This is a genomic window from Gilliamella sp. X-23, from assembly GCF_057063545.1.
Map to the genome: position 1 here is coordinate 19010 of NZ_JBXSQG010000017.1, position 20230 is coordinate 39239.

The 20230-nt window shown below is 37.3% G+C and carries 17 protein-coding genes; 16 read left to right on the forward strand and 1 reads right to left on the reverse strand.

The features are described from left to right. Positions 1-285 precede the first annotated feature (285 nt). The 12 genes from miaB (at position 286) to ACYH9I_RS10230 (ending at position 13849) form a co-directional block, all read left to right on the forward strand. The gene (gene miaB, locus ACYH9I_RS10175; RefSeq protein ID WP_483560617.1) at positions 286-1713 is read left to right on the forward strand and encodes a tRNA (N6-isopentenyl adenosine(37)-C2)-methylthiotransferase MiaB; all 1428 of its coding nucleotides are present in this window, start codon (positions 286-288) and stop codon (positions 1711-1713) included. A gap of 96 nt (positions 1714-1809) precedes the next feature. Continuing rightward, positions 1810-2289, forward strand: coding sequence for a zinc ribbon domain-containing protein (locus ACYH9I_RS10180; protein ID WP_483560618.1), 480 nt, complete (start codon positions 1810-1812; stop codon positions 2287-2289). A gap of 24 nt (positions 2290-2313) precedes the next feature. After that, on the forward strand, positions 2314-3336 hold the full coding sequence (locus ACYH9I_RS10185; RefSeq protein WP_483560619.1) for a PhoH family protein: 1023 nt from the start codon (positions 2314-2316) through the stop codon (positions 3334-3336). 18 nt (positions 3337-3354) lie between these two features. After that, positions 3355-5292, forward strand: a complete 1938-nt coding sequence (gene mrdA / locus ACYH9I_RS10190) for a penicillin-binding protein 2 (protein WP_483560631.1) — start codon at positions 3355-3357, stop codon at positions 5290-5292. Beyond that, on the forward strand, positions 5292-6401 hold the full coding sequence (gene mrdB, locus ACYH9I_RS10195) for a peptidoglycan glycosyltransferase MrdB (protein WP_483560620.1): 1110 nt from the start codon (positions 5292-5294) through the stop codon (positions 6399-6401). The genes mrdA and mrdB overlap by 1 nt, the downstream gene beginning before the upstream one ends. Before the next feature lie 14 nt (positions 6402-6415). After that, positions 6416-7597 carry a serine hydrolase gene (locus tag ACYH9I_RS10200; protein ID WP_483560621.1) on the forward strand — a complete coding sequence of 394 codons (1182 nt, stop codon included), beginning with the start codon at positions 6416-6418 and terminating at the stop codon, positions 7595-7597. Positions 7598-8026: 429 nt separating this feature from the next. Continuing rightward, positions 8027-8764 (forward strand): 30S ribosomal protein S2, encoded by a 738-nt coding sequence (gene rpsB / locus ACYH9I_RS10205; RefSeq protein ID WP_483560622.1) that lies wholly within the window; start codon positions 8027-8029, stop codon positions 8762-8764. Positions 8765-8852: 88 nt separating this feature from the next. Next, on the forward strand, positions 8853-9710 hold the full coding sequence (gene tsf, locus ACYH9I_RS10210) for a translation elongation factor Ts (RefSeq protein WP_160403018.1): 858 nt from the start codon (positions 8853-8855) through the stop codon (positions 9708-9710). A gap of 118 nt (positions 9711-9828) precedes the next feature. Beyond that, positions 9829-10563: a UMP kinase gene (gene pyrH / locus ACYH9I_RS10215; protein WP_483560623.1), complete on the forward strand. Its 735-nt coding sequence runs from the start codon at positions 9829-9831 to the stop codon at positions 10561-10563. Between the two features lie 29 nt (positions 10564-10592). Then, positions 10593-11150 (forward strand): ribosome recycling factor, encoded by a 558-nt coding sequence (frr, locus tag ACYH9I_RS10220; protein ID WP_483560624.1) that lies wholly within the window; start codon positions 10593-10595, stop codon positions 11148-11150. 366 nt (positions 11151-11516) lie between these two features. Continuing rightward, positions 11517-12722 carry an MFS transporter gene (locus tag ACYH9I_RS10225; protein WP_483560625.1) on the forward strand — a complete coding sequence of 402 codons (1206 nt, stop codon included), beginning with the start codon at positions 11517-11519 and terminating at the stop codon, positions 12720-12722. A 143-nt stretch (positions 12723-12865) separates the two neighbouring features. Continuing rightward, the gene (locus tag ACYH9I_RS10230; protein WP_483560626.1) at positions 12866-13849 is read left to right on the forward strand and encodes an alpha/beta hydrolase; all 984 of its coding nucleotides are present in this window, start codon (positions 12866-12868) and stop codon (positions 13847-13849) included. Between the two features lie 98 nt (positions 13850-13947). On the opposite strand, the gene ACYH9I_RS10235 is transcribed toward ACYH9I_RS10230, so the two are convergent. Next, complete coding sequence (locus tag ACYH9I_RS10235; protein ID WP_483560632.1) at positions 13948-14823, reverse strand: LysR family transcriptional regulator; 876 nt, start codon at positions 14821-14823, stop codon at positions 13948-13950. 752 nt (positions 14824-15575) lie between these two features. On the opposite strand from ACYH9I_RS10235, the gene ACYH9I_RS10240 reads away from it, so the two are divergent. The 4 genes from ACYH9I_RS10240 to ACYH9I_RS10255 form a co-directional block, all read left to right on the forward strand. Then, complete coding sequence (locus tag ACYH9I_RS10240; RefSeq protein ID WP_483560627.1) at positions 15576-17171, forward strand: hypothetical protein; 1596 nt, start codon at positions 15576-15578, stop codon at positions 17169-17171. Positions 17172-17390: 219 nt separating this feature from the next. Further along, complete coding sequence (locus tag ACYH9I_RS10245) at positions 17391-17954, forward strand: hypothetical protein (protein ID WP_483560628.1); 564 nt, start codon at positions 17391-17393, stop codon at positions 17952-17954. A 588-nt stretch (positions 17955-18542) separates the two neighbouring features. Next, positions 18543-19376 carry a DUF3800 domain-containing protein gene (locus ACYH9I_RS10250; protein WP_483560629.1) on the forward strand — a complete coding sequence of 278 codons (834 nt, stop codon included), beginning with the start codon at positions 18543-18545 and terminating at the stop codon, positions 19374-19376. A 688-nt stretch (positions 19377-20064) separates the two neighbouring features. Next, a partial coding sequence (locus ACYH9I_RS10255) for a helix-turn-helix domain-containing protein (protein WP_483560633.1) occupies positions 20065-20230 on the forward strand: 166 nt, incomplete at its 3' end.

The window sequence follows — 20230 nt, forward strand, 5'->3', positions numbered from 1 at the left end:
TTTTTGGTAAATAAATAAACCTTTTTAATCTATTTGTTTATTTTTAATATCCAAATAAAAAATATTAAATTAACTTATTGTTTTGTATTTAATATTGTTAATAATTACTTATTGAACCCATTTGTATATTCTTTATTCAACATCAACAAAACGAGCCTTGCTTTGTAGTGTCACTTTTTTAATTTATTATAGACCCTACAATCACAACGGTTTACAATATAGCTCGCTAAAATCGCGGATTTAAACCCGTTTTCATTTTAACAATTAAATATAGCTGAGTTATTGATGAGCAAAAAATTACATATCAAAACTTGGGGCTGTCAAATGAATGAGTATGACTCAACAAAAATGGCAGATCTCCTTGAATCCACCCATGGTTTAACATTAACAGACAATGCCGAAGAAGCTGATGTTTTATTACTAAATACCTGCTCTATTCGAGAAAAGGCCCAAGAAAAGGTCTTTCATCAATTAGGACGTTGGAAAAATCTTAAACAACATAATCCAAATATCATCATTGGTGTTGGTGGTTGTGTTGCTTCGCAAGAAGGTGCTCAAATTCGTAAACGTGCACCATTTGTAGATATTATTTTTGGACCGCAAACTTTTCATCGCTTACCTGAAATGATTGAACAGATTCGCAGTGGTAACGACAATCATGTGGTTGATGTAAGCTTTCCTGAAATTGAAAAATTTGATCGTCTGCCTGAACCTCGTAGCGAAGGACCAACTGCATTTGTCTCTATAATGGAAGGATGCAATAAATATTGTACTTATTGTGTGGTTCCTTACACTCGTGGAGAAGAAGTTAGCAGACCTTGTGATGATGTCATCTATGAAATTGCGCAACTGGCTGAACAAGGTGTGCGTGAAGTCAATTTATTAGGTCAAAATGTTAATGCTTATCGTGGACCAACGTTTGATGGTGATATTTGTTCCTTTGCTGAGTTATTACGCTTAGTGGCAGCTATTGATGGTATCGATCGCATTCGCTTTACTACCAGTCATCCAATTGAATTTACTGATGATATTATCGACGTTTATCGTGATACACCAGAACTAGTTAATTTTTTACATTTGCCGGTACAAAGTGGTTCAGATCGTGTATTAAACTTAATGAAACGTACGCATACCGCGCTTGAATATAAATCCATTATTCGAAAATTACGTAAAGTGCGTCCTGATATTCAAATTAGTTCGGATTTTATCGTCGGTTTCCCGGGCGAAACACAAGAAGATTTTGAACAAACCATGCAACTGATTGCTGATGTCAATTTTGATTTAAGTTATAGCTTTGTTTATTCATCGCGCCCAGGTACACCGGCTGCTGAAATGGAAGATAATGTATCAGAAGAAGAGAAGAAGCAACGCCTTTACATTCTTCAAGAACGAATCAATCAGCAAGCCATGCAATTTAGCCGTCGTATGTTAAATACTGTTCAGCGTATTTTAGTTGAAGGTCCGTCCAAAAAAGACCTTATGGAATTAACGGGTCGAACAGAAAATAATCGAATTGTTAACTTTGAAGGTCGTCCTGATATGATTGGCAAGTTTGTTGACGTTGAAATTACTGATGTTTATCCAAATTCGCTACGTGGTAGAGTTGTTCGTACTGAAGATGAAATGGATTTACGTGTTAGTGAATCGCCAATGTCAGTTATTTCGCGTACTCGTAAAGAAAACGAGTTAGGGGTTGGGATCTATCAACCTTAAAGTAATAATCATTAAGCCACAATGAGAGTGGCTTTTTATAATTTCTATAAACTAATAAAATAACTTACAGATGAATTTAAGGAAAAGGAGAATAATATGTTTATAATATTTGGAACTCGCGGAAGAGAAGTTAAAGAACGTAGTGGACAATTTAATTGCCCAAATTGCTGTTCGCAACAAAACACTACTACCGATGAAAAAAAACAAAAATATACACAAATAAAAGTCGCAAAATATTTTACGCTATTTTTTATTCCTATTTTTAGTTACGAAACATTAGGGCGTTATATAAGGTGTAATGAATGCAATAGTGATTATAGCGAAAAGGTGCTTGAATATGTACCACCAACATTTGAAGAACAAATTGCATCATATGTTGAGCAAGAGTTAAAAAGCGGAACGCCTATTTCAATGTTAGTCAATAAATTAAAAGCACAAGGATTTGATGAACTACAATCAACAAACGCAGTTGATAAAGTTGTTAATGGAAACATCGTTTCTTGCCATCAGTGTAAAATGGACTTTTTAAAAGGTGTTGAAAAGTGTTCTTTATGCGAAGGGCGCATTAGCGGTTAAAATTAATTATTTGAGGACTTACATTTGAATATTACGACACATGAAACCATGCTTGAGCCAGCCGACAATCAACGGCTTAATAGTCTTTGTGGTCCTCATAATGACAATATTAAACAGTTAGAACGCAGACTTGGTATTGAAATTAATCACCGAGGTAATTTATTTTCAATAACTGGCGATCAGATTTGTGTCAAAGCTGCTGGTGATATTTTGCAGTCCCTTTATAAACAAACCAAAATAAAAGATAAAATTATTGATATTGAACCTGAGCAAATTCATTTAGCAATTAAAGAAACAGGTGCGCTTGAAAAAGTAAGTAAACACTTACCTGCTTATATTGATCATCAAGGTGGAAAGCTAGTGATGATTAAAACTAAACGAGGTGTGATAAAACCCCGAACAGCAAACCAAGCACAATATATTGCTCATGTTTTAGATTATGATATTTCATTTGGCATTGGACCTGCTGGAACAGGTAAAACCTATTTAGCTGTGGCTGCTGCAGTTGATGCGCTTGAAAAACAACAAATTCGCCGTATTGTATTAACTCGACCAGCCGTCGAAGCGGGTGAAAAGCTAGGATTTTTGCCGGGCGATTTAAGCCAAAAAGTGGATCCTTACTTACGTCCACTTTATGATGCCTTATTTGAAATGCTCGGCTTTGAAAAAGTCGAAAAACTAATTGAAAAAAGCGTGATTGAAGTGGCACCGCTTGCCTATATGCGTGGGCGAACGCTAAATGATGCGTTTATTATTCTTGATGAAAGCCAAAATACGACTATTGAACAGATGAAAATGTTTTTAACCCGTATTGGTTTTAATTCAAAAGCGGTCATCACTGGCGACATCACCCAAATTGATTTACCTCGTCATCAAAAATCGGGTTTACGCCATGCGATTGAAGTGTTAAGCAAAGTTGATGAAATCAGCTTTAATTTTTTCAATAGCGAAGATGTGGTGCGTCACCCAGTGGTTGCTAAAATTGTTAACGCTTATGAAAAATGGGAAGAACAGCAACATAAGCCACAAACAGAAAAAAGTATTTAGAGGAGCTTTATTATCTCTATATCAAGCAAAAGAAAGAAAACAAACATTCGAGATCACTCAGCAGAAGCAAATTTGTTTTTTCGTAGAGCGTTGTTTTCATTTATTGCCATTATCATTTTAATTATTATTTTGCTTGTTAACCTTGCAGGGTTACAGATTATAAATTACAGCTATTACAGCACAAAATCTAATGATAATCGCATTGAAATTATACCTATTCCACCTAATCGCGGCATGATTTATGATCGTAATGGCACCCCATTAGCCATTAACAATATAACATACCAATTAAACATCATTCCCGACAAGGTAAAGAATCTGAATGAACAGTTTGATGAGTTAAAAAAAATTGTTGATTTAACTGACGAAGATATCGAAAATTTTCAAAAAGAACGTCGAAATTACAAAGCACACAGGCCTGTTCCATTAAAAGATAACTTAACTCAAAAACAGATTGCACGTTTTGTTGTTGATCAACATCGCTTTCCATATGTATCAATTGTGGATATACAGCATCGTTATTATCCTTATGGTGCGTCACTGACGCATATTCTTGGCTATATTTCTAAAATTAACAGCCAAGATAAACAGCGTCTAGAAGATGAAAATAAGACTAGCGATTATGTAGCAACGTTTAATATCGGCAAAATGGGTATTGAAAGGTACTACGAAGAAGTATTACACGGAACACCTGGTTATGAAAAGGTTGAAGTCAACAGCCGTGGCCGTATTGTTCGCCAACTAAATCAACATCCGCCGCAAGCTGGTGAGGATATCTATTTATCTATCAACCTTAAATTGCAGCTTTATATTGAGCAATTACTCGCTGGACGTAAAGCGGCTGTGGTTGCTATTGATCCGAATAATGGCGAGATTTTAGCCTTGGTTTCTAGCCCAAGCTATGATTCCAATCCATTTGTAGGTGGGATATCAAGTAGTAAATATAGCGAATTGCTTAAAGATCCAAGTAAGCCTCTTTTTAATCGGGCTTTACTGGGTGCTTATCCGCCTGCTTCAACAGTGAAACCTTTTATTTCTATTGCCGCTTTAAGTGAAGGTGTTATTTCACCAAAAAGCGTGGTTAACGATCCTGGTTGGTGGCAATTACCTGGCACTGAACGACGTTATCGAGACTGGTTAAAATGGGGGCATGGTCGTGTTGATGTATTAAAAGCCATTGAAGAATCAGTTGATACCTACTTTTATCAAGTTGCTTATGATATGGGTATTGATCGCTTAAATTTATGGATGACAAAGTTTGGTTATGGTGAGCGAACAGGTATTGATATATCTCCAAACGAAGAAACCCGAGCAGTTATGCCGAGCCGTGAATGGAAAATGAAGCGCCATAAAAAGTCTTGGTTACAAGGTGATACTATCCCTGTTGGCATAGGACAAGGTTATTGGACGGCAACCCCAATCCAAATGGCGAAAGCGTTAACGACCTTAATCAATAATGGTAAAACTTACACACCACATTTTTTATTATATAAAAAGAGCGATATTTTAAACTCAAGTGAACACCAACCACAGGTTGATTCAGATAATTATATCGAAAAAAACAGCTTAGTCGATGTCAATCCAACTTATTGGACGCTTGCTAAAGAAGGAATGCACCGAGTCATGTTTGGATCACGAGGAACTGCCCGCAAAGTTTATGCTGATGCAAAATATCAAGCAGCAGGTAAATCGGGAACAGCACAAGTTTATGGCTTAAAGCAAGACGAGATCTATAATGCTCATAAAATTCCAGAACGCCTGCGTGATCACGCATTATTTATTGCTTATGCCCCTTACGATAAGCCAAAAATTGCATTAGCCATTGTTTTAGAAAATGGTGGAGGCGGAAGCTCAAACGGTGGTGCGGTAGCGCGTAAAATATTGGATTTTTACCTTTTAGGCAATAATTCGACAGATCTTGATGAATCATCGCCTAATACAGGAACAGAGGACTAATGATGAATAATATCAAAAAAAATTTTTGGCAAAAAATACATATCGATCCCCTGTTCTTTTTATTTATTACGTTATTGCTTGCTTATAGCCTTTATATTCTTTGGAGTGCAACGGGACAAAGTATTGATATGCTACAAAAGCGAGTAATACAAATATTGCTTGGTTTTGCTGTAATGATTGTGTTGGCGCAGTTTTCACCCAGAACTTATGAAAAATGGGCCCCGTATCTGTATGTTGTTTGTATTTTAATTTTATTACTTGTGGACATTTTTGGTTACACTAGTAAAGGCGCACAGCGTTGGTTAGATTTAGGGGTATTGCGGTTCCAACCCTCTGAAATAGCTAAAATTGCCGTACCATTAATGGTTGCCAAATTTATTCATCGTGACGGTTGTCCACCGCCATTAAAAACCACTTTACAAACACTTGCCATTATTGGCGTACCGACATTGCTTGTTGCGATGCAGCCCGATTTAGGTACCGCAATTTTGATTGTCATGTCAGGCCTTTTTATTATCTTTTTAGCGGGAATGAACTGGCGCTATATTCTTATTGCTCTTATTTTAATAGCAATATTTTTACCGATTATGTGGTTCTTTTTAATGCATGATTATCAGCAAAAACGCGTACTTATGCTTATCAACCCCGAACTTGACCCAAGTGGTGCAGGTTATCATATTATTCAATCAAAAATAGCGATAGGATCGGGAGGCTTATGGGGAAAAGGTTGGCTTGAAGGTACACAATCGCAACTTGAATTTTTACCAGAACGACATACCGATTTTATCTTTTCAGTTATCGCTGAAGAATTTGGTTTTATTGGCTCTATCATTTTACTTATTCTCTTTTTATGCCTAATTGTGCGTGGTCTTATTATTGCGGCACAAGCACAAACTACTTTTGGTCGAATCTTATCTGGTGGGCTAATTTTAGTTTTTTTTGTTTATGTATTTATTAATATTGGCATGGTCAGTGGAATCTTACCTGTAGTTGGTGTACCATTACCATTAATAAGCTACGGTGGCTCATCTTTAGTTGTATTAATGGCAAGTTTTGGCATTATGATGTCTATTCATACTCATCGATACATGTTATCTAAAAATATTTGACGGAATTTAAATAAATGAAAAGTAAATTTAAATTATCTTTTGCTTTATTAGCGCTTGCTATTTGTTCATCTGCATCGGCTGAAATGGCTTTTCCTATTCCAGCTATTCCGCAATTAGATGCAGAAGCTTATATTTTAATTGATGCAAAATCAGGCGAAATTTTAGCGCAGTATAATGCCGAGCAACAGCGTGATCCTGCAAGCTTAACTAAAATGATGACTAGTTATGTCGTTGGGCAAGCATTGCAATCAGGCCGCATAAAAAATGATGATATGGTTGTTGTTAGTAAAGATGCTTGGGCAACGGGTAACCCTGTGTTAAAAGGGTCATCATTAATGTTTTTAGAAGTCGGTAAAACAGTTTCCGTTTCCGATCTTAACAAAGGTATTATTATTCAATCAGGTAACGATGCGTGTATCGCCATGGCAGAACATGTTGCTGGCAGCCAAGGTGCTTTTGTTAACTTAATGAATGATTACGCCAAAAAAATTGGACTAAATCATACCCATTTTGAAACTGTACACGGACTTGATGCCCCGGGCCAATACACCACAGCCAAAGATATGGCATATTTAGGGCAGGCCTTAATTCGTGATTTACCCGAAGAATATTCCATTTATAAAGAAAAAGAATTTACCTATACTCTATCAAAACCCCAACTTAATCGAAATGGATTACTTTGGGACACCACATTAAATGTAGATGGCATCAAAACAGGCCACACCAATGCCGCAGGTTACAATTTAGTTGCTTCAGCGGTTGATGGCAATACTCGTTTAATTTCAGCGGTACTGGGTGGTCGCACCTTTAAAGGTCGTGAAGAAGAAAGTAAAAAGTTATTAGTTTGGGGATTCCGCTTCTTTGAAACCGCAAACCCTGTTAAGGCTGGAACTCCAGTTACTACCGAAACCATCTGGTATGGCGACCAAAACAAAATCCAACTGGGTGCAGTTAATGGGGCATTTATTACCGTACCAAAAGGACGTGCGGCTGATGTACAAGTCGAATATAAAATTGACGATTACATCTATGCACCTATCACCAAAGGTAATGCGGTAGGTAAAATGCAGTTTTTATTAGATGGCAAAGTCATTAACGAACAACCGCTTGTTGCTTTACAAGATATCGAAGAAACCGGATTCTTTGGTGGAATATGGGATTGGATCTGCCTACAATGCCATAAGTTATTTAGCTAGTTTTATTATCATTGTTCTGTAAGCGTTCGCTTACAGAACGACCTACCCCCCCTAAAAAATAATCTAATATAAAAATCACCGCTCAAAAACTGTTATAAAAAATATTGATTTTATTTATTTTTTTAAATAAGCAATGAAAGCTTAATAAAGCTCACCTACATCTAAATAATGTTAATTAGCTTCGCTAACAGTCTATAAATAGAAATAAAGCTGGTAATCTTATACTATTTATGGTATAAAACGCGCGCTACATTTCACATTATTTTTTTGCGAAAGTAATGACGAATAAAAGCATTAAATTTAATGATTAATTAACGTTATAACACACACATATTATTACACTTTTCCGGGGTGCCTTTTACCTTGTGTAATTAGGTCGGTTAAAGCGGATATGTGGAGGCATAACCCCAACGTCAAAATGAGGAAATCATGACTACAGTATCAATGCGCGATATGTTACAAGCGGGTGTACACTTTGGACACCAAACTCGTTATTGGAACCCAAAAATGAAACCATTTATTTTTGGTGCACGCAACAAAGTTCATATTATCAATCTTGAAAAAACAGTACCATTGTTCAACGAAGCATTAGCTGAATTAAACAAGGTTGCTGCTCGTAAAGGTAAAATTTTATTTGTTGGTACAAAGCGTGCAGCTAGCGAAGCAATTAAACAAGCGGCTGAAAGTTGTGGACAATACTATGTTAATCACCGTTGGTTAGGTGGTATGTTGACTAACTGGAAAACAGTACGTCAATCAATCAAACGTCTAAAAGATTTAGAAACACAAGCTAGTGATGGTACATTTGATAAATTAACCAAAAAAGAAGCGCTTATGCGTTCTCGTGAAATGGCTAAATTAGAAAATAGCTTGGGCGGAATTAAAAATATGGGTGGCTTACCTGATGTGATTTTTGTGATTGGTGCAGACCACGAACATATCGCTATCAAAGAAGCTAACAATTTAGGTATTCCAGTTATTGCTATTGTTGATACTAACTCAGATCCTGATGGAATTGATTACATCGTACCAGGTAATGATGATGCAATCCGTGCAATTCAATTATATGCAAATGCAGTTGCTGAAGCAGTACGTTCTGGTCGTGAGCAAAACCAATCTCCAGTATCTGAAGAAAGCTTCGTAGAAGAAGCTCCAGCAGCAGAGTAATAAACTCAAATATTTTCAGGGTCGATACTTAATACTATCGACCCATTCTAATGAAAGTTATCACAATGGTTAAATAGAGGATTAAAAAATGGCTGAAGTTACCGCTTCTATGGTAAAAGAACTGCGCGAAAGAACTGGCGCAGGTATGATGGAATGTAAAAAAGCATTAGTTGAAGCTAATGGTGATATCGAACTTGCAATTGACAACATGCGTAAATCAGGTCAAGCAAAAGCCGCTAAAAAAGCGGGTCGTGTTGCGGCTGAAGGTGTTATTATTTCTAAAATTTCTGCGGACAAAAAATTTGGTATTATCTTAGAAGTAAACTGCGAAACAGACTTTGTTGCGAAAGATGCTGGATTCTTAGCATTTAGTGATAAAGTTGCTGAAGCTGCATTAACTGAACGCACTAGCGATATCGCAGCATTACAAGCTAAATTTGAAGAAGAGCGCACAGCTTTAGTTGCTAAAATTGGTGAAAACATCGGCATTCGTCGCGTTGCACAAATCGCTGGTGATGTTGTGGGTAGTTACCAACACGGTGCGCGTATTGGTGTATTAGTCGCTGCTAATGGTGCTGATGATGAATTAGTTAAACATATTGCAATGCACATTGCTGCAAGCAAACCAGAATATGTTGATCCAAGCGATGTTCCAGCTGATGTTGTTGAACATGAACGTAACATTCAAATCGATATCGCAATGCAATCAGGTAAACCACGTGAAATCGCTGAAAAAATGGTTGAAGGCCGTATGCGTAAATTCACTGGTGAAGTATCACTAACTGGACAACCATTTGTTATGGATCCTGCAAAAACAGTTGGCGACTTATTAAAAGAGAAAAAAGCAGCAGTTGCTTCATTCATCCGTTTTGAAGTGGGTGAAGGTATTGAAAAAGTCGAAGTTGACTTTGCTGCAGAAGTTGCTGCAATATCGAAACAATCTTAATCGTTTCAAAAAACCGCCGTTAAGGCGGTTTTGTTTATCTACAAAATATTTTAAAATTACTATAAGCTAATTTTTTAGCTTATTGAGTAATAAAACAACGAAATAGTGAGACTTCAATATGGTGACCCCTTTCTATAAACGTATTCTTCTTAAACTCAGTGGCGAAGCACTACAAGGTGACGAAGGTTTTGGTATTGATGCAACCGTTCTAGATCGCATGGCGCAAGAAATCAAAGAACTAATTGAAATGAATGTTCAAGTTGCTGTTGTTATTGGGGGCGGTAATCTATTTCGGGGTGCAGGGCTTGCTAAAGCGGGAATGAACCGTGTTGTTGGCGATCATATGGGGATGCTAGCAACTGTAATGAATGGTCTTGCGATGCGAGATGCGTTGCACCGAATTGAAGTTAATGCCCGTTTAATGTCAGCCATTCCATTAAACGGTGTATGTGATGATTATCGCTGGACCGAAGCAATTAGCTTGCTTCGTCATGGTAAAGTAGTTATTTTATCTGCTGGAACAGGCAATCCATTTTTTACCACCGATTCAGCTGCATGTTTACGCGGTATTGAAATTGAAGCTGATGCTGTTTTAAAAGCCACCAAAGTTGATGGTGTTTATTCAGCCGATCCTGTTAAAGATCCAACAGCAACACTTTATAAAACTTTAAGTTATGACAAAGTGCTTGATGATGAACTTAAAGTGATGGATTTAGCTGCATTCACATTAGCAAGAGATCATAATCTACCCATTTGTGTCTTTAATATGAATAAACCTGGTGCATTGCGTCGCGTTATTTTAGGTGAACAAGAAGGGACATTAATTAATAACAAAGCAACAGTAACCAGTTAATTATCTTTATTTTAAATAAGGCTTTTATTATGTTAAACGAGATTCAAAAAGAAGCGCAAACGCGCATGGAAAAAAGCATTGATGCGTTTCAAAATCATATTTCTAAAGTTCGAACCGGTCGTGCATCACCAAGTTTATTAGATGGCATTATGGTTGAATATTACGGCAGCCCAACGCCACTGCGTCAACTAGCTAACATCGTTGCTGAAGATGCAAGAACACTAGCTATCACCGTATTTGATAAATCATTAACCCCAGCTATTGAAAAAGCAATTTTAACGTCTGATTTAGGGTTAAACCCAGCATCAGCAGGTACCGTTATTCGTGTACCATTGCCACCACTAACAGAAGAACGCCGTCGTGATTTAACTAAAATTGTTCGTAACGAAGCGGAACAAGGTCGTGTATCTATTCGTAATATCCGCCGTGATGCCAACGATCAAATCAAAGCGTTACTAAAAGATAAAGAAATTTCAGAAGATGATGAGCGTAAAGCACAAGATTTAATCCAAAAAGCGACAGATGCCGCAATTAAAAAATTAGATACAGTGCTTGCCGATAAAGAAAAAGAGTTAATAGAATTCTAATTCTTCTACTTTTTCCCTTTTCTTCCAAACGCTCTGTTTTATAAAGCAGAGCGTTTTTTTTTGCTATTATAACAATTTTCTAGTTTTGATGTGGATAGCTATAATACAAAGCACCAAATACACCTAATCTAAAAATCAATTTATGCCTTTAAGGCATACATAACTATAAAATATAAGTATTTTACATAGATTGATGAAGTGCCTATACTTTTTTGAAGTTAGCTATTTAAACTATTTCTGCTTGTGTTATCCGCTCTGATCTTATCTATATAGATAAGTTGGTTTTTGGTTTAGAGGCATTTTACTGGCCAAGGTTTCAACGTTAATGCCGCTATGGAGCTAGTTGAATAAAAGGTACTTTATGTCATGAAAACACTATTATCGTGTCAGACAGAATCAGAAAAAACATCCCATTGGTCTGCTGTTTTTTCATTATTTATGGGGGTAACCAGTCTTATTGCGGCTGAGTTTATTCCTATTAGTTTATTAACACCTATTGCACAAACATTAAAAATTACTGAAGGAATGGCAGGGCAAACGGTCACTGCTGTGGGGATTTTTGCTGTTATTGCAAGTTTGCTACTAGCGCCGCTAACAAAAAAAATAAATAGACGATTAGTGTTATTAACGCTCTCTATTTTATTGATAATTGCTAATATATTAGTCGCATTTACACCTAATTATATCATTCTACTGATAGGGCGAAGCATATTGGGGATATGTGTTGGTGGCTTTTGGTCTATGGCCTCAGCGGTAACGCTACAACTTGTACCGACAAAAGATCTATCTCGTGCATTAAGTATTATCTATGCTGGTGTTTCAGTTGCAACGATTATTTCACTACCATTAGCAAGCTATTTAGGTAATCTGATTGGTTGGCGAAATATCTTTTTGCTATCGGCATTACTGGGTGCTATCGCCTTTATTTGGCAATTTATTGCATTACCTACTTTACCTGCACAGCAAGGTAATAGTTTTAAAAATATGTTTTTTCTCTTAAAACAGCGCTGGATAACGATAGGAATAGTAGCCACGATATTTAGTTATGGGGGATATCACATATTTTTTACATATTTAAGACCATTTTTAGAGCATAATCTTGCCTTACAAACAAATACCCTCTCTACGCTTTTACTTCTATTTGGCATTGCTAACTGTATTGGCACCCTTATTGCCGGTTTTGTGATGGGCAAACAATTTAAAATAACGATGATAGTTGTTCATTTTATTTTATTGATACTTGCTATTATTTTAATGTTTATCAATAAAAATATAACATTCAACATGTTACTCGTTATTACTTGGGGGTTGATGTTTGGTTTTATTCCTGTGGGTTGGTCTACTTGGATTGTACGTACACTTGCCGATAAAGCCGAAATGATGGGCGGATTATCTGTTGCGGCGATTCAATTTTCTATCGGATTGGCAGCGGCAATGGGAGGCATCATCTTTGATCATAAGGGGATGCAAGGTATATTTTTTAGTTCTGCGCTAATTTTTTTATGTGCCTTGATATTAATTAAACTCAGTTTTTGGTTATTTACTCGTGTAACAGGACATCCTATTGCATAGTAATATTTTTTTACAATTGATTGAAAGTGTTAAATTAAAACTCACTTATTAAAAGTGATCACATTAATGAAAAAGGTTTTATTTTATTTCAAAGATAGTACTGCTTTAATCGTCTTTTTGGGTTATTTTTATCACCATCAGTAATGGGAGCCGATATGTCTAACAATGCGAATAATTTTTATCAAAGCGATAATGTCACTATGCAAAAAGTGAGTTTTCTAAATCAATATAAAATGAGCGTAGTTGGAAATTTATTTATGCCTAAAACGCTTGATCCAAAAAATAAATACCCCGCCATTATTGTTGGACATCCAATGGGTGCGGTTAAAGAACAAAGTGCCAATTTATATGCGACTAAAATGGCTGAACAAGGCTTTATTACATTAGCCATTGACTTATCTTTTTGGGGCGAGAGTGAGGGGCAGCCGCGTAATGTTGTATTGCCCGATATATATGCAGAAGATTTCAGTGCTGCAGTTGATTATTTAGGTACTCAAACTTTTGTGGATCGTCACAATATTGGCGTAATTGGTGTTTGTGGTAGTGGTAGTTTTGTTATTAGTGCCGCTAAAATTGATCCTCGTTTGAAAGCTATTGTGACAGTCAGTATGTACGATATGGGTGCGGCCAATCGCAATGCTCTTCACCATTCGTTAACACTTGAACAGCGAAAACAGATCATTAAACAGGCGGCAGAACAACGTTATGTTGAATTTACCGGTGGTCAAACATTATATACAAGTGGCTCGGTCAATAAAGGGCAACTCAAACCAGAAGATGGTCCAATTGCCCATGAATTTTACGATTTTTATCGTACGCCTCGTGGTGAATATACGCCAGCCAGTTCAACGCCAGAACTAACGACTCACCCAACATTAACCAGTAATGTAAAATTTATGAACTTCTATCCATTTAACGATATTGAAACCATTTCACCACGACCAATGTTATTTATCACAGGTGATCAGGCTCATTCTAAAGAGTTCAGTGAAGATGCTTATAACTGCGCAATAGAGCCGAAAGAACTCTATTATGTAAAAGGAGCTGGGCATGTTGATCTTTATGATCGAATCGATTTAATCCCTTTTGATAAATTAACAACCTTTTTTAAAACGCATTTAAAATAGTCATTAATTTTTAATGAAATATTATCCCATAGCAAAGGGAGTAAGAATTTACGAAGCTCCCTTGCTTTTGCTCATCATTATAAAATAGCAGATGAATATCAAAAATGTTCTTTTAGCTGTTTTAAAAACAGTTCAGCAGCTTTAGAAAATACATGATATTTTTTCCAGACAATATTCACATCTACTTTCAATTTTGGATATAAAGGTCTAAAACAAAGCGGGTTATTGCCCTCTGTATTAATCAGTTTATCTAAACACAAGGCATACCCAATATGTTGTTCAACCATTAAAGCTGCATTAAATATTAAGTTATATGTTGCAATAATATTTAATTTTTCATAGTTTCGTTTAAACCATTGTTCAATGCTATCACTAACATATTTTTGTTGGGAAACAATCAGTGGTAATGACCATAAATCAGATGGAGAAATGACTTCAAGATTTGCCAACGCACAATCTTTTCTCATTAATACCCCCCATGTATCTTGTTGAGGAAGGCACAATGATTCATATTTTGTTAGATGAGTCGGTTCAATTAACACACCAAAATCAAGTAATCCCTTATCAATACGTTCGGTGACATCATTTGCATTACCGCTATAAATATGGATGCGGATGTGTGGGTAAACCTCTTGCATTGATTTAATCACATTCACCACCAACTTCATTGCATCGGTTTCACCACAACCAATATAAATATCACCACAAATACTTTCGGTGGGTGCTTGAAACTCTTCTTCTGTTTTATGCACAAGTTCCAGTATCTCCTCGGCACGTTTACGTAATCGTATTCCTTCATCGGTCAAGGTAATTCGCCTACTGCCACGAATAAATAGGCGGGTGCCAAGTGTTTGTTCAAGCTCCATCAACTGACGAGATAAGGTAGGTTGAGTTAGATGCAAATGGTTGGCGGCAGCGGTAATACTTTCTTCTTTAGCAAGAGCAAGAAAATAACGTAAAATTTTTATATCTATCATTTTCCTTTCCCATCATTCTTGTTTAACAATTATTTGATTTTTATGTTTAAAATATGTATGTCAGAAAATAACGTGTGTTTACTTTTCATTATTGACATAATTTTTTAAAAATCATCAGATGTTTTATCACAAATCACCTAAGTTGGATAGGTTACTCTTTGTTACCGCTCGGTATTGCCGAGCGGTTAATTGGTATATATAGTACGGGAAGGTTTCGGACGTGGTCACAATAGCTATTTTGTCCACCCAAGGTCAAAACGTCCGAAACCACCGCACCCAATCCATCCTATACACCAAAACAAAAAAAGTTCTGATTTTTCGCCCAAAAATCAGTCAGAAAACATATTGATTTTATTCAAGTTTTTATCGGATGTTTTTTAGCCAAAACCACTACCCCCAAAAAAACAAAAAACAAACCCCAACCCAGATCATTAATAAAACTTTACAAAAAACTAACAAAAAAACTAGCGCATTATTAATCAACCGGTTATAATTTAAGCGCTTTAAAAGCAAGGGAAAGCTCGTCAGTCGAGCAGTCAGTTATAAAAAGTGTAAATAAAACAAAAAATTACTTGACAGGATAATCGAAATGCGTTACCATTTATGGCATCTGGCATCTGGCATGCCAAACCTACGCCCTAAAACTTTTTCATTTTCACTATAGTCTAAATCAGACACAGTTCTTATTTTCATCACCGAGGTCATTTCGCGTAGCGAAATCGGAGACGTTATCGCGGTTTTTACTGGCGATGTTCTCGTCGGGTCCTTCGACAACATTCTCGGAAACCGCTTTGGTCAGGTCATCGGCCACATGTTCGGCAAAATTATCGTCGATATCCAAGTGGTTATTAGGGCCGTCATTACTATTCAAACCGAGGTTATTATTTAAACCTTCATTGTTATCTAAATCGGCGTTGTTCTTCGCGCTGTTGTTGTTGTCGTATTCACAGGGTTCTGTGGCATTAACGGCACATACATCAAGGGTAATAGAGGGTAGTGCACCGTATTTAACGTTTGATGGGGGACAGACAAAGGCAACTAATACGGATACTTTTTTGGCAATCGAGTTGCCAGATGGAAGGCGTATCACGCCATCGACAAACACATCGAGTCCCACAAATCCGATAAGATTACCCAATGGTAATTTTACTTTTAATGATATACACACAGTGGTACCGGCATCGGCCCCATGGATAAATAGAATGTATTCAGTAGGTATAAGTGATTTGGTTAGTCAAGGGAAGTGGGGAGATGATGATGGAGATGGACAGGGAGTCAATGGAGTAACAGCATCAGGGAGTATATCGTTAGTAATAAAGGATAAGAATGGTCGAACAGTAAGTCGTGGTGATACATTAAGTATATGTAAAGCGCCTTATAAGGTCACTTTAGATAGTACAGGGGGAACTTTAGAGACCCGTTATGGTGTGCCAAAAAGTAGTACATTTAACGGAGGAACAGCGGATTATTATATCACTTTGCCGTCACAGCCTGTTATTTGTTCGGTCAGGCCGAATTTGTTATATGGTGGTACTACTGGCATCGATTCTATCGACAATCCTCGCTACGCAGGCCCAGCTAACATATGGTTTCTTAAAAAGGGTTTTTTAACTCAGTCTAACGATTCTGCATCTTACGACCAAAACTTTCCAACTACAGGAGCAGATGGATTGTATTTTGATTTGGACATTGTTGGCGTGGATGCAAGTCAGTTGCGTTGGACAGTTAACACGAATGGTAGTATAAGAGCAATGGTGAGTTGGAGATTGCCAAACCAAAGCACAGGCAAAGATAGATGGATTTTTGATAAATTTAGTTATGTAACACGGGTAACGTTGCATGGTCCTAGGGCGGATAGCACTCAAATACAGTCAGATAATCCTAGTCGGCTTACTCCGTCGCTATCTTTGCCACAGACCTTTGAGTTAGTCGGAAGGGATCGTCGAGGTAATGAGGTTCGTTATGGATTTGTGTTGAGGCAGTGGTTCGTCCATCGGGGTGATAAAGAGGGTGGTCCGTTTAACCACTCATCTTGGTGTAGTAGTTTGGGTTATCGTCTTGCTAGTGTAAGGGATTTAACCAATGCAGTCGGAAGAGGTAGTTTTTCTATTTCTGGCGCCTCACCATCCTCATCTGGTAATTATTACCAGCGTAACATAGGTGCTGGGTTTTTCACGGAGTGGGGCTACCTGAACGGCTACGCTGATGCGGGCTTCGTCCGCGACGGCGACTGGACGAGTGACGCTCCAGGTAGCTATGGCTACTATTATGTCGAGTCGCGCAGCGGCATGATCTACAGCGCCAGAGGTTCCTACGGCTATTTTGCTGTTTGCACCACACCTTAGCTTTTATTTCTTATTCCTTAATCCTTGGGCCGCGGGGGTGGTTATGGTGCCTGAGAGGACAATCTAACAAAGAATAACGCCCCCGCGTCAGTTGGGGCATTTTCCCTTAGGGTTGCGCTGTTGCGGTGAAGCCACAATCGCGCCGCCCCCGCCGCCGACGACGCTGAAAGTGTCGATGGCGGTGGCACAAGGGTAAAATTAAATAAAGAGGGTCATGTAATGGAAATAGAACAAAAATTAAGATTAAGTGAAAATCCGATACATTTTTTGAAAGAAGGCCTTTTTTTAAAGGCTTATAACCAGTCATTTTATGTCATGAGTCAATTATTAGGGTTCAACATAAAACCGATAATCAAACACATAAAAAAACTCGACCAAATTATTGTGTGTGGCGGGTTTCCTGCAAATATTATTAATAAACGTTATCCTAAAGCGGTACCGACTGTTTACGGCTATGAATTATTAGATGATTACGATTTAAGTGGCTACCAAGTTTGGTACCAACAGCAGTGTCAATTATACCAAAATAGAAAAAACCAAGAAAAACAATCACAGCAAACCGCTAACAATCCTAGCTCAACCTCTTTACCGCAGTCTTTAATTCAAACACAATCATCGATTTTAACTGACTCAGAGCCAATAGCAGAAACAGCACTCAGCAACATAAACAAACCCTTAACGTTACAACATTTACTGTTTTTATCGTCATGGCAACCTAACAAATATCCGCCTATGATTGATAGTGCGTTTATTCAAGAGTTAAAAAACTATTTCAGTCAATAACAGAGCACACTGTGCCCGATGGGGCTATTGCTTAGTGTTGTGTTTTTGCTAAAAAAACACCAAATAAAAACCTCAATAAAATCAATGCTTTTTCTAACTGATTTTTGGGCGGAAAATCAGGTCTTTTTTTGTTTTGGTGAATAGAATAAATTAGGTGCGCAGGTTTCGGACGTTTTGACCTTGGGTGAATAAAATAGCTACAGTGACCACGTCCGAGCAAAGGGAATTAAAGCGAATTCCCTTTGCAATCCCACGCTTTGGCTACAGAATGTGGCCTGCGGCTGCCCTCCGCCGCCGCTCGGTCTTAACGCACCGTTTGTGGACGCGTTCCAGACGCACCACAAACTCGCCAAACATCCTTGTTTGGCGTGCTAACCTCACTCTGTTGTCGGCACATTCTGACGCCGGAATAGGACAAATAACATAGCTTTAGGCTGTTTAGAAAAAACGGAAAAATGCTTGACATATTAAATTAGGATGGTTATATTTATACGCAAGGAGCGGACTTTTTTATTATGTTCGCTGCTGATTCCGGGGCCCGACTTTAAGTTGGGCTTCCGCGTATTTGGCGTATAGGAAAATATATTAATGCAGGATACTTACATAGTATATCTTGATGAATTTGGACATATAGGTCCGTATATATCTGCCGATCATCCAAAACATAAAACTCACCCAGTTTTTGGTCTTGGAGGGTTTGTTATTCCTATTTGTGAAGCTAGATCATTTTCATCATTTTTTTTCAATTTGAAGCAAAATCTATTTTCAAATTATGATATACCAAAAGCAAGGAAAGATATTGAAAAGGATGGAGGTAATTTTCAACTATCAATGTGGGAAAAGAAAGGCTCGAAACAATACTCCGTAACAAATTTGAAAAATTACAAAAATGAAATAACTCGATCAACCAATAGAATAATAAATAAAATAACAGATAAAGGAGGATTTCTATTTTTTGTTGGAGAAGCTAAAAATAAAAAAATAGAACGTCATAATCCTTTAACTGTGTATACATCTTGTTTAAGTGAAATTATTAAAAGACTTGACGATGAGTTCAAAAATAAAAACTCATATTTTTTGATATTTATGGATGATAATGAGGACAGTGCAAGCCTAGTTAAAAAAGCCATTTATGATATGCACCAAAAGAAAAAATATCAATTGATAGAAGCCCCAGTACAAGTAGATAGTAAATTATATCAAACGATACAATGCGCAGATTGGTTGTGTTCTATTTATGGCAAAATAGCCTTTTATGATATTGAGCCTGAAAGTAAACCTGATTATATATTGTTCAAAAAATACTTTGGTGACAGGATTGCAAGCGCTCAAAAAAGAAGTAGCGTCAGAAATAACCTTCCTAAATTAGCAGATGAGCATTCATTAAGGAAATTAGCTGAACATTGTAATAAAAGAATTTAGATAAATAATAAATTTCCAATCAAACTCGATCGTTCTACTAAAAATTTAGCAACTCAGTTTACTGCCGAGTAGGCGTTTAATCAAAATAAAATCAAAAAGATAATTATAAAAACACAACAATCTTTCCAAAAACGATAGTTATGTTGTTTGTCCTATTCCGGCGTCAGGCAGCCGTAGGCCACATTCTGCAGCCAAAGCGTGGGTTGTCAGGGAATTCGCTTTAATTCCCTGACTCGGACGTGGTCACGATAGCTATTTTATTCACCCAAGGTCAAAACGTCCGAAACCACCACACCCAATCCATCCTATTCACCAAAACAAAAAGGCCTGATTTTCCGCCCAAAAATCGGTCAGGAAAGATATTGATTTTATTTAAGTTTTTCTGGATGTTTTTTAACAAAAAAAACCTTATAAAAACACAATACCCCATCCCAAAAACAATGGTTATGTTATTTGTCTTATTCCGGCGTCAGAATGTGCCGACAACAGAGCGAGGTTAGCACGCCAAACAGGGATGTTTGGCGAGGCTATGCTTCGCCGGGAGCGAATCATAGCCGGTGCGTTAAGACCGAGCGACGGCGGAGGGTAGCCGCAGGCCACATTCTGCAGCCTTGCGAGGGGTTTTTAGGGGATTTTGAACTGCCCCCCAAAAGTTGGATTGTTTAAATCTACTTTTGGGAACAAAATTATGGCCAAAAAATATCCATTCGATTTTAAAAAACAAGTTATTGAACATTATTTTAAGAGTAATGATGGTTATGGTTTAACCGCTTGGCACTTTCAAGTGCCTGTCGGTACAGTGGAGTCGTGGGTAAAGTTATATAAAAGAAAAGGCATTGAAGGACTAAAACCCG

Bases quoted from the DNA above. Each gene is read 5' to 3' on its own strand.
- miaB (WP_483560617.1), top strand. From the start codon at position 286: ATGAGCAAAAAATTACATATCAAAACTTGGGGCTGTCAAATGAATGAG.
- ACYH9I_RS10180 (WP_483560618.1), top strand. From the start codon at position 1,810: ATGTTTATAATATTTGGAACTCGCGGAAGAGAAGTTAAAGAACGTAGT.
- mrdB (WP_483560620.1), top strand. From the start codon at position 5,292: ATGATGAATAATATCAAAAAAAATTTTTGGCAAAAAATACATATCGAT.
- ACYH9I_RS10200 (WP_483560621.1), top strand. From the start codon at position 6,416: ATGAAAAGTAAATTTAAATTATCTTTTGCTTTATTAGCGCTTGCTATT.
- rpsB (WP_483560622.1), top strand. From the start codon at position 8,027: ATGACTACAGTATCAATGCGCGATATGTTACAAGCGGGTGTACACTTT.
- tsf (WP_160403018.1), top strand. From the start codon at position 8,853: ATGGCTGAAGTTACCGCTTCTATGGTAAAAGAACTGCGCGAAAGAACT.
- pyrH (WP_483560623.1), top strand. From the start codon at position 9,829: ATGGTGACCCCTTTCTATAAACGTATTCTTCTTAAACTCAGTGGCGAA.
- frr (WP_483560624.1), top strand. From the start codon at position 10,593: ATGTTAAACGAGATTCAAAAAGAAGCGCAAACGCGCATGGAAAAAAGC.
- ACYH9I_RS10225 (WP_483560625.1), top strand. From the start codon at position 11,517: ATGAAAACACTATTATCGTGTCAGACAGAATCAGAAAAAACATCCCAT.
- ACYH9I_RS10230 (WP_483560626.1), top strand. From the start codon at position 12,866: ATGGGAGCCGATATGTCTAACAATGCGAATAATTTTTATCAAAGCGAT.
- ACYH9I_RS10240 (WP_483560627.1), top strand. From the start codon at position 15,576: ATGTTCTCGTCGGGTCCTTCGACAACATTCTCGGAAACCGCTTTGGTC.
- ACYH9I_RS10245 (WP_483560628.1), top strand. From the start codon at position 17,391: ATGGAAATAGAACAAAAATTAAGATTAAGTGAAAATCCGATACATTTT.
- ACYH9I_RS10250 (WP_483560629.1), top strand. From the start codon at position 18,543: ATGCAGGATACTTACATAGTATATCTTGATGAATTTGGACATATAGGT.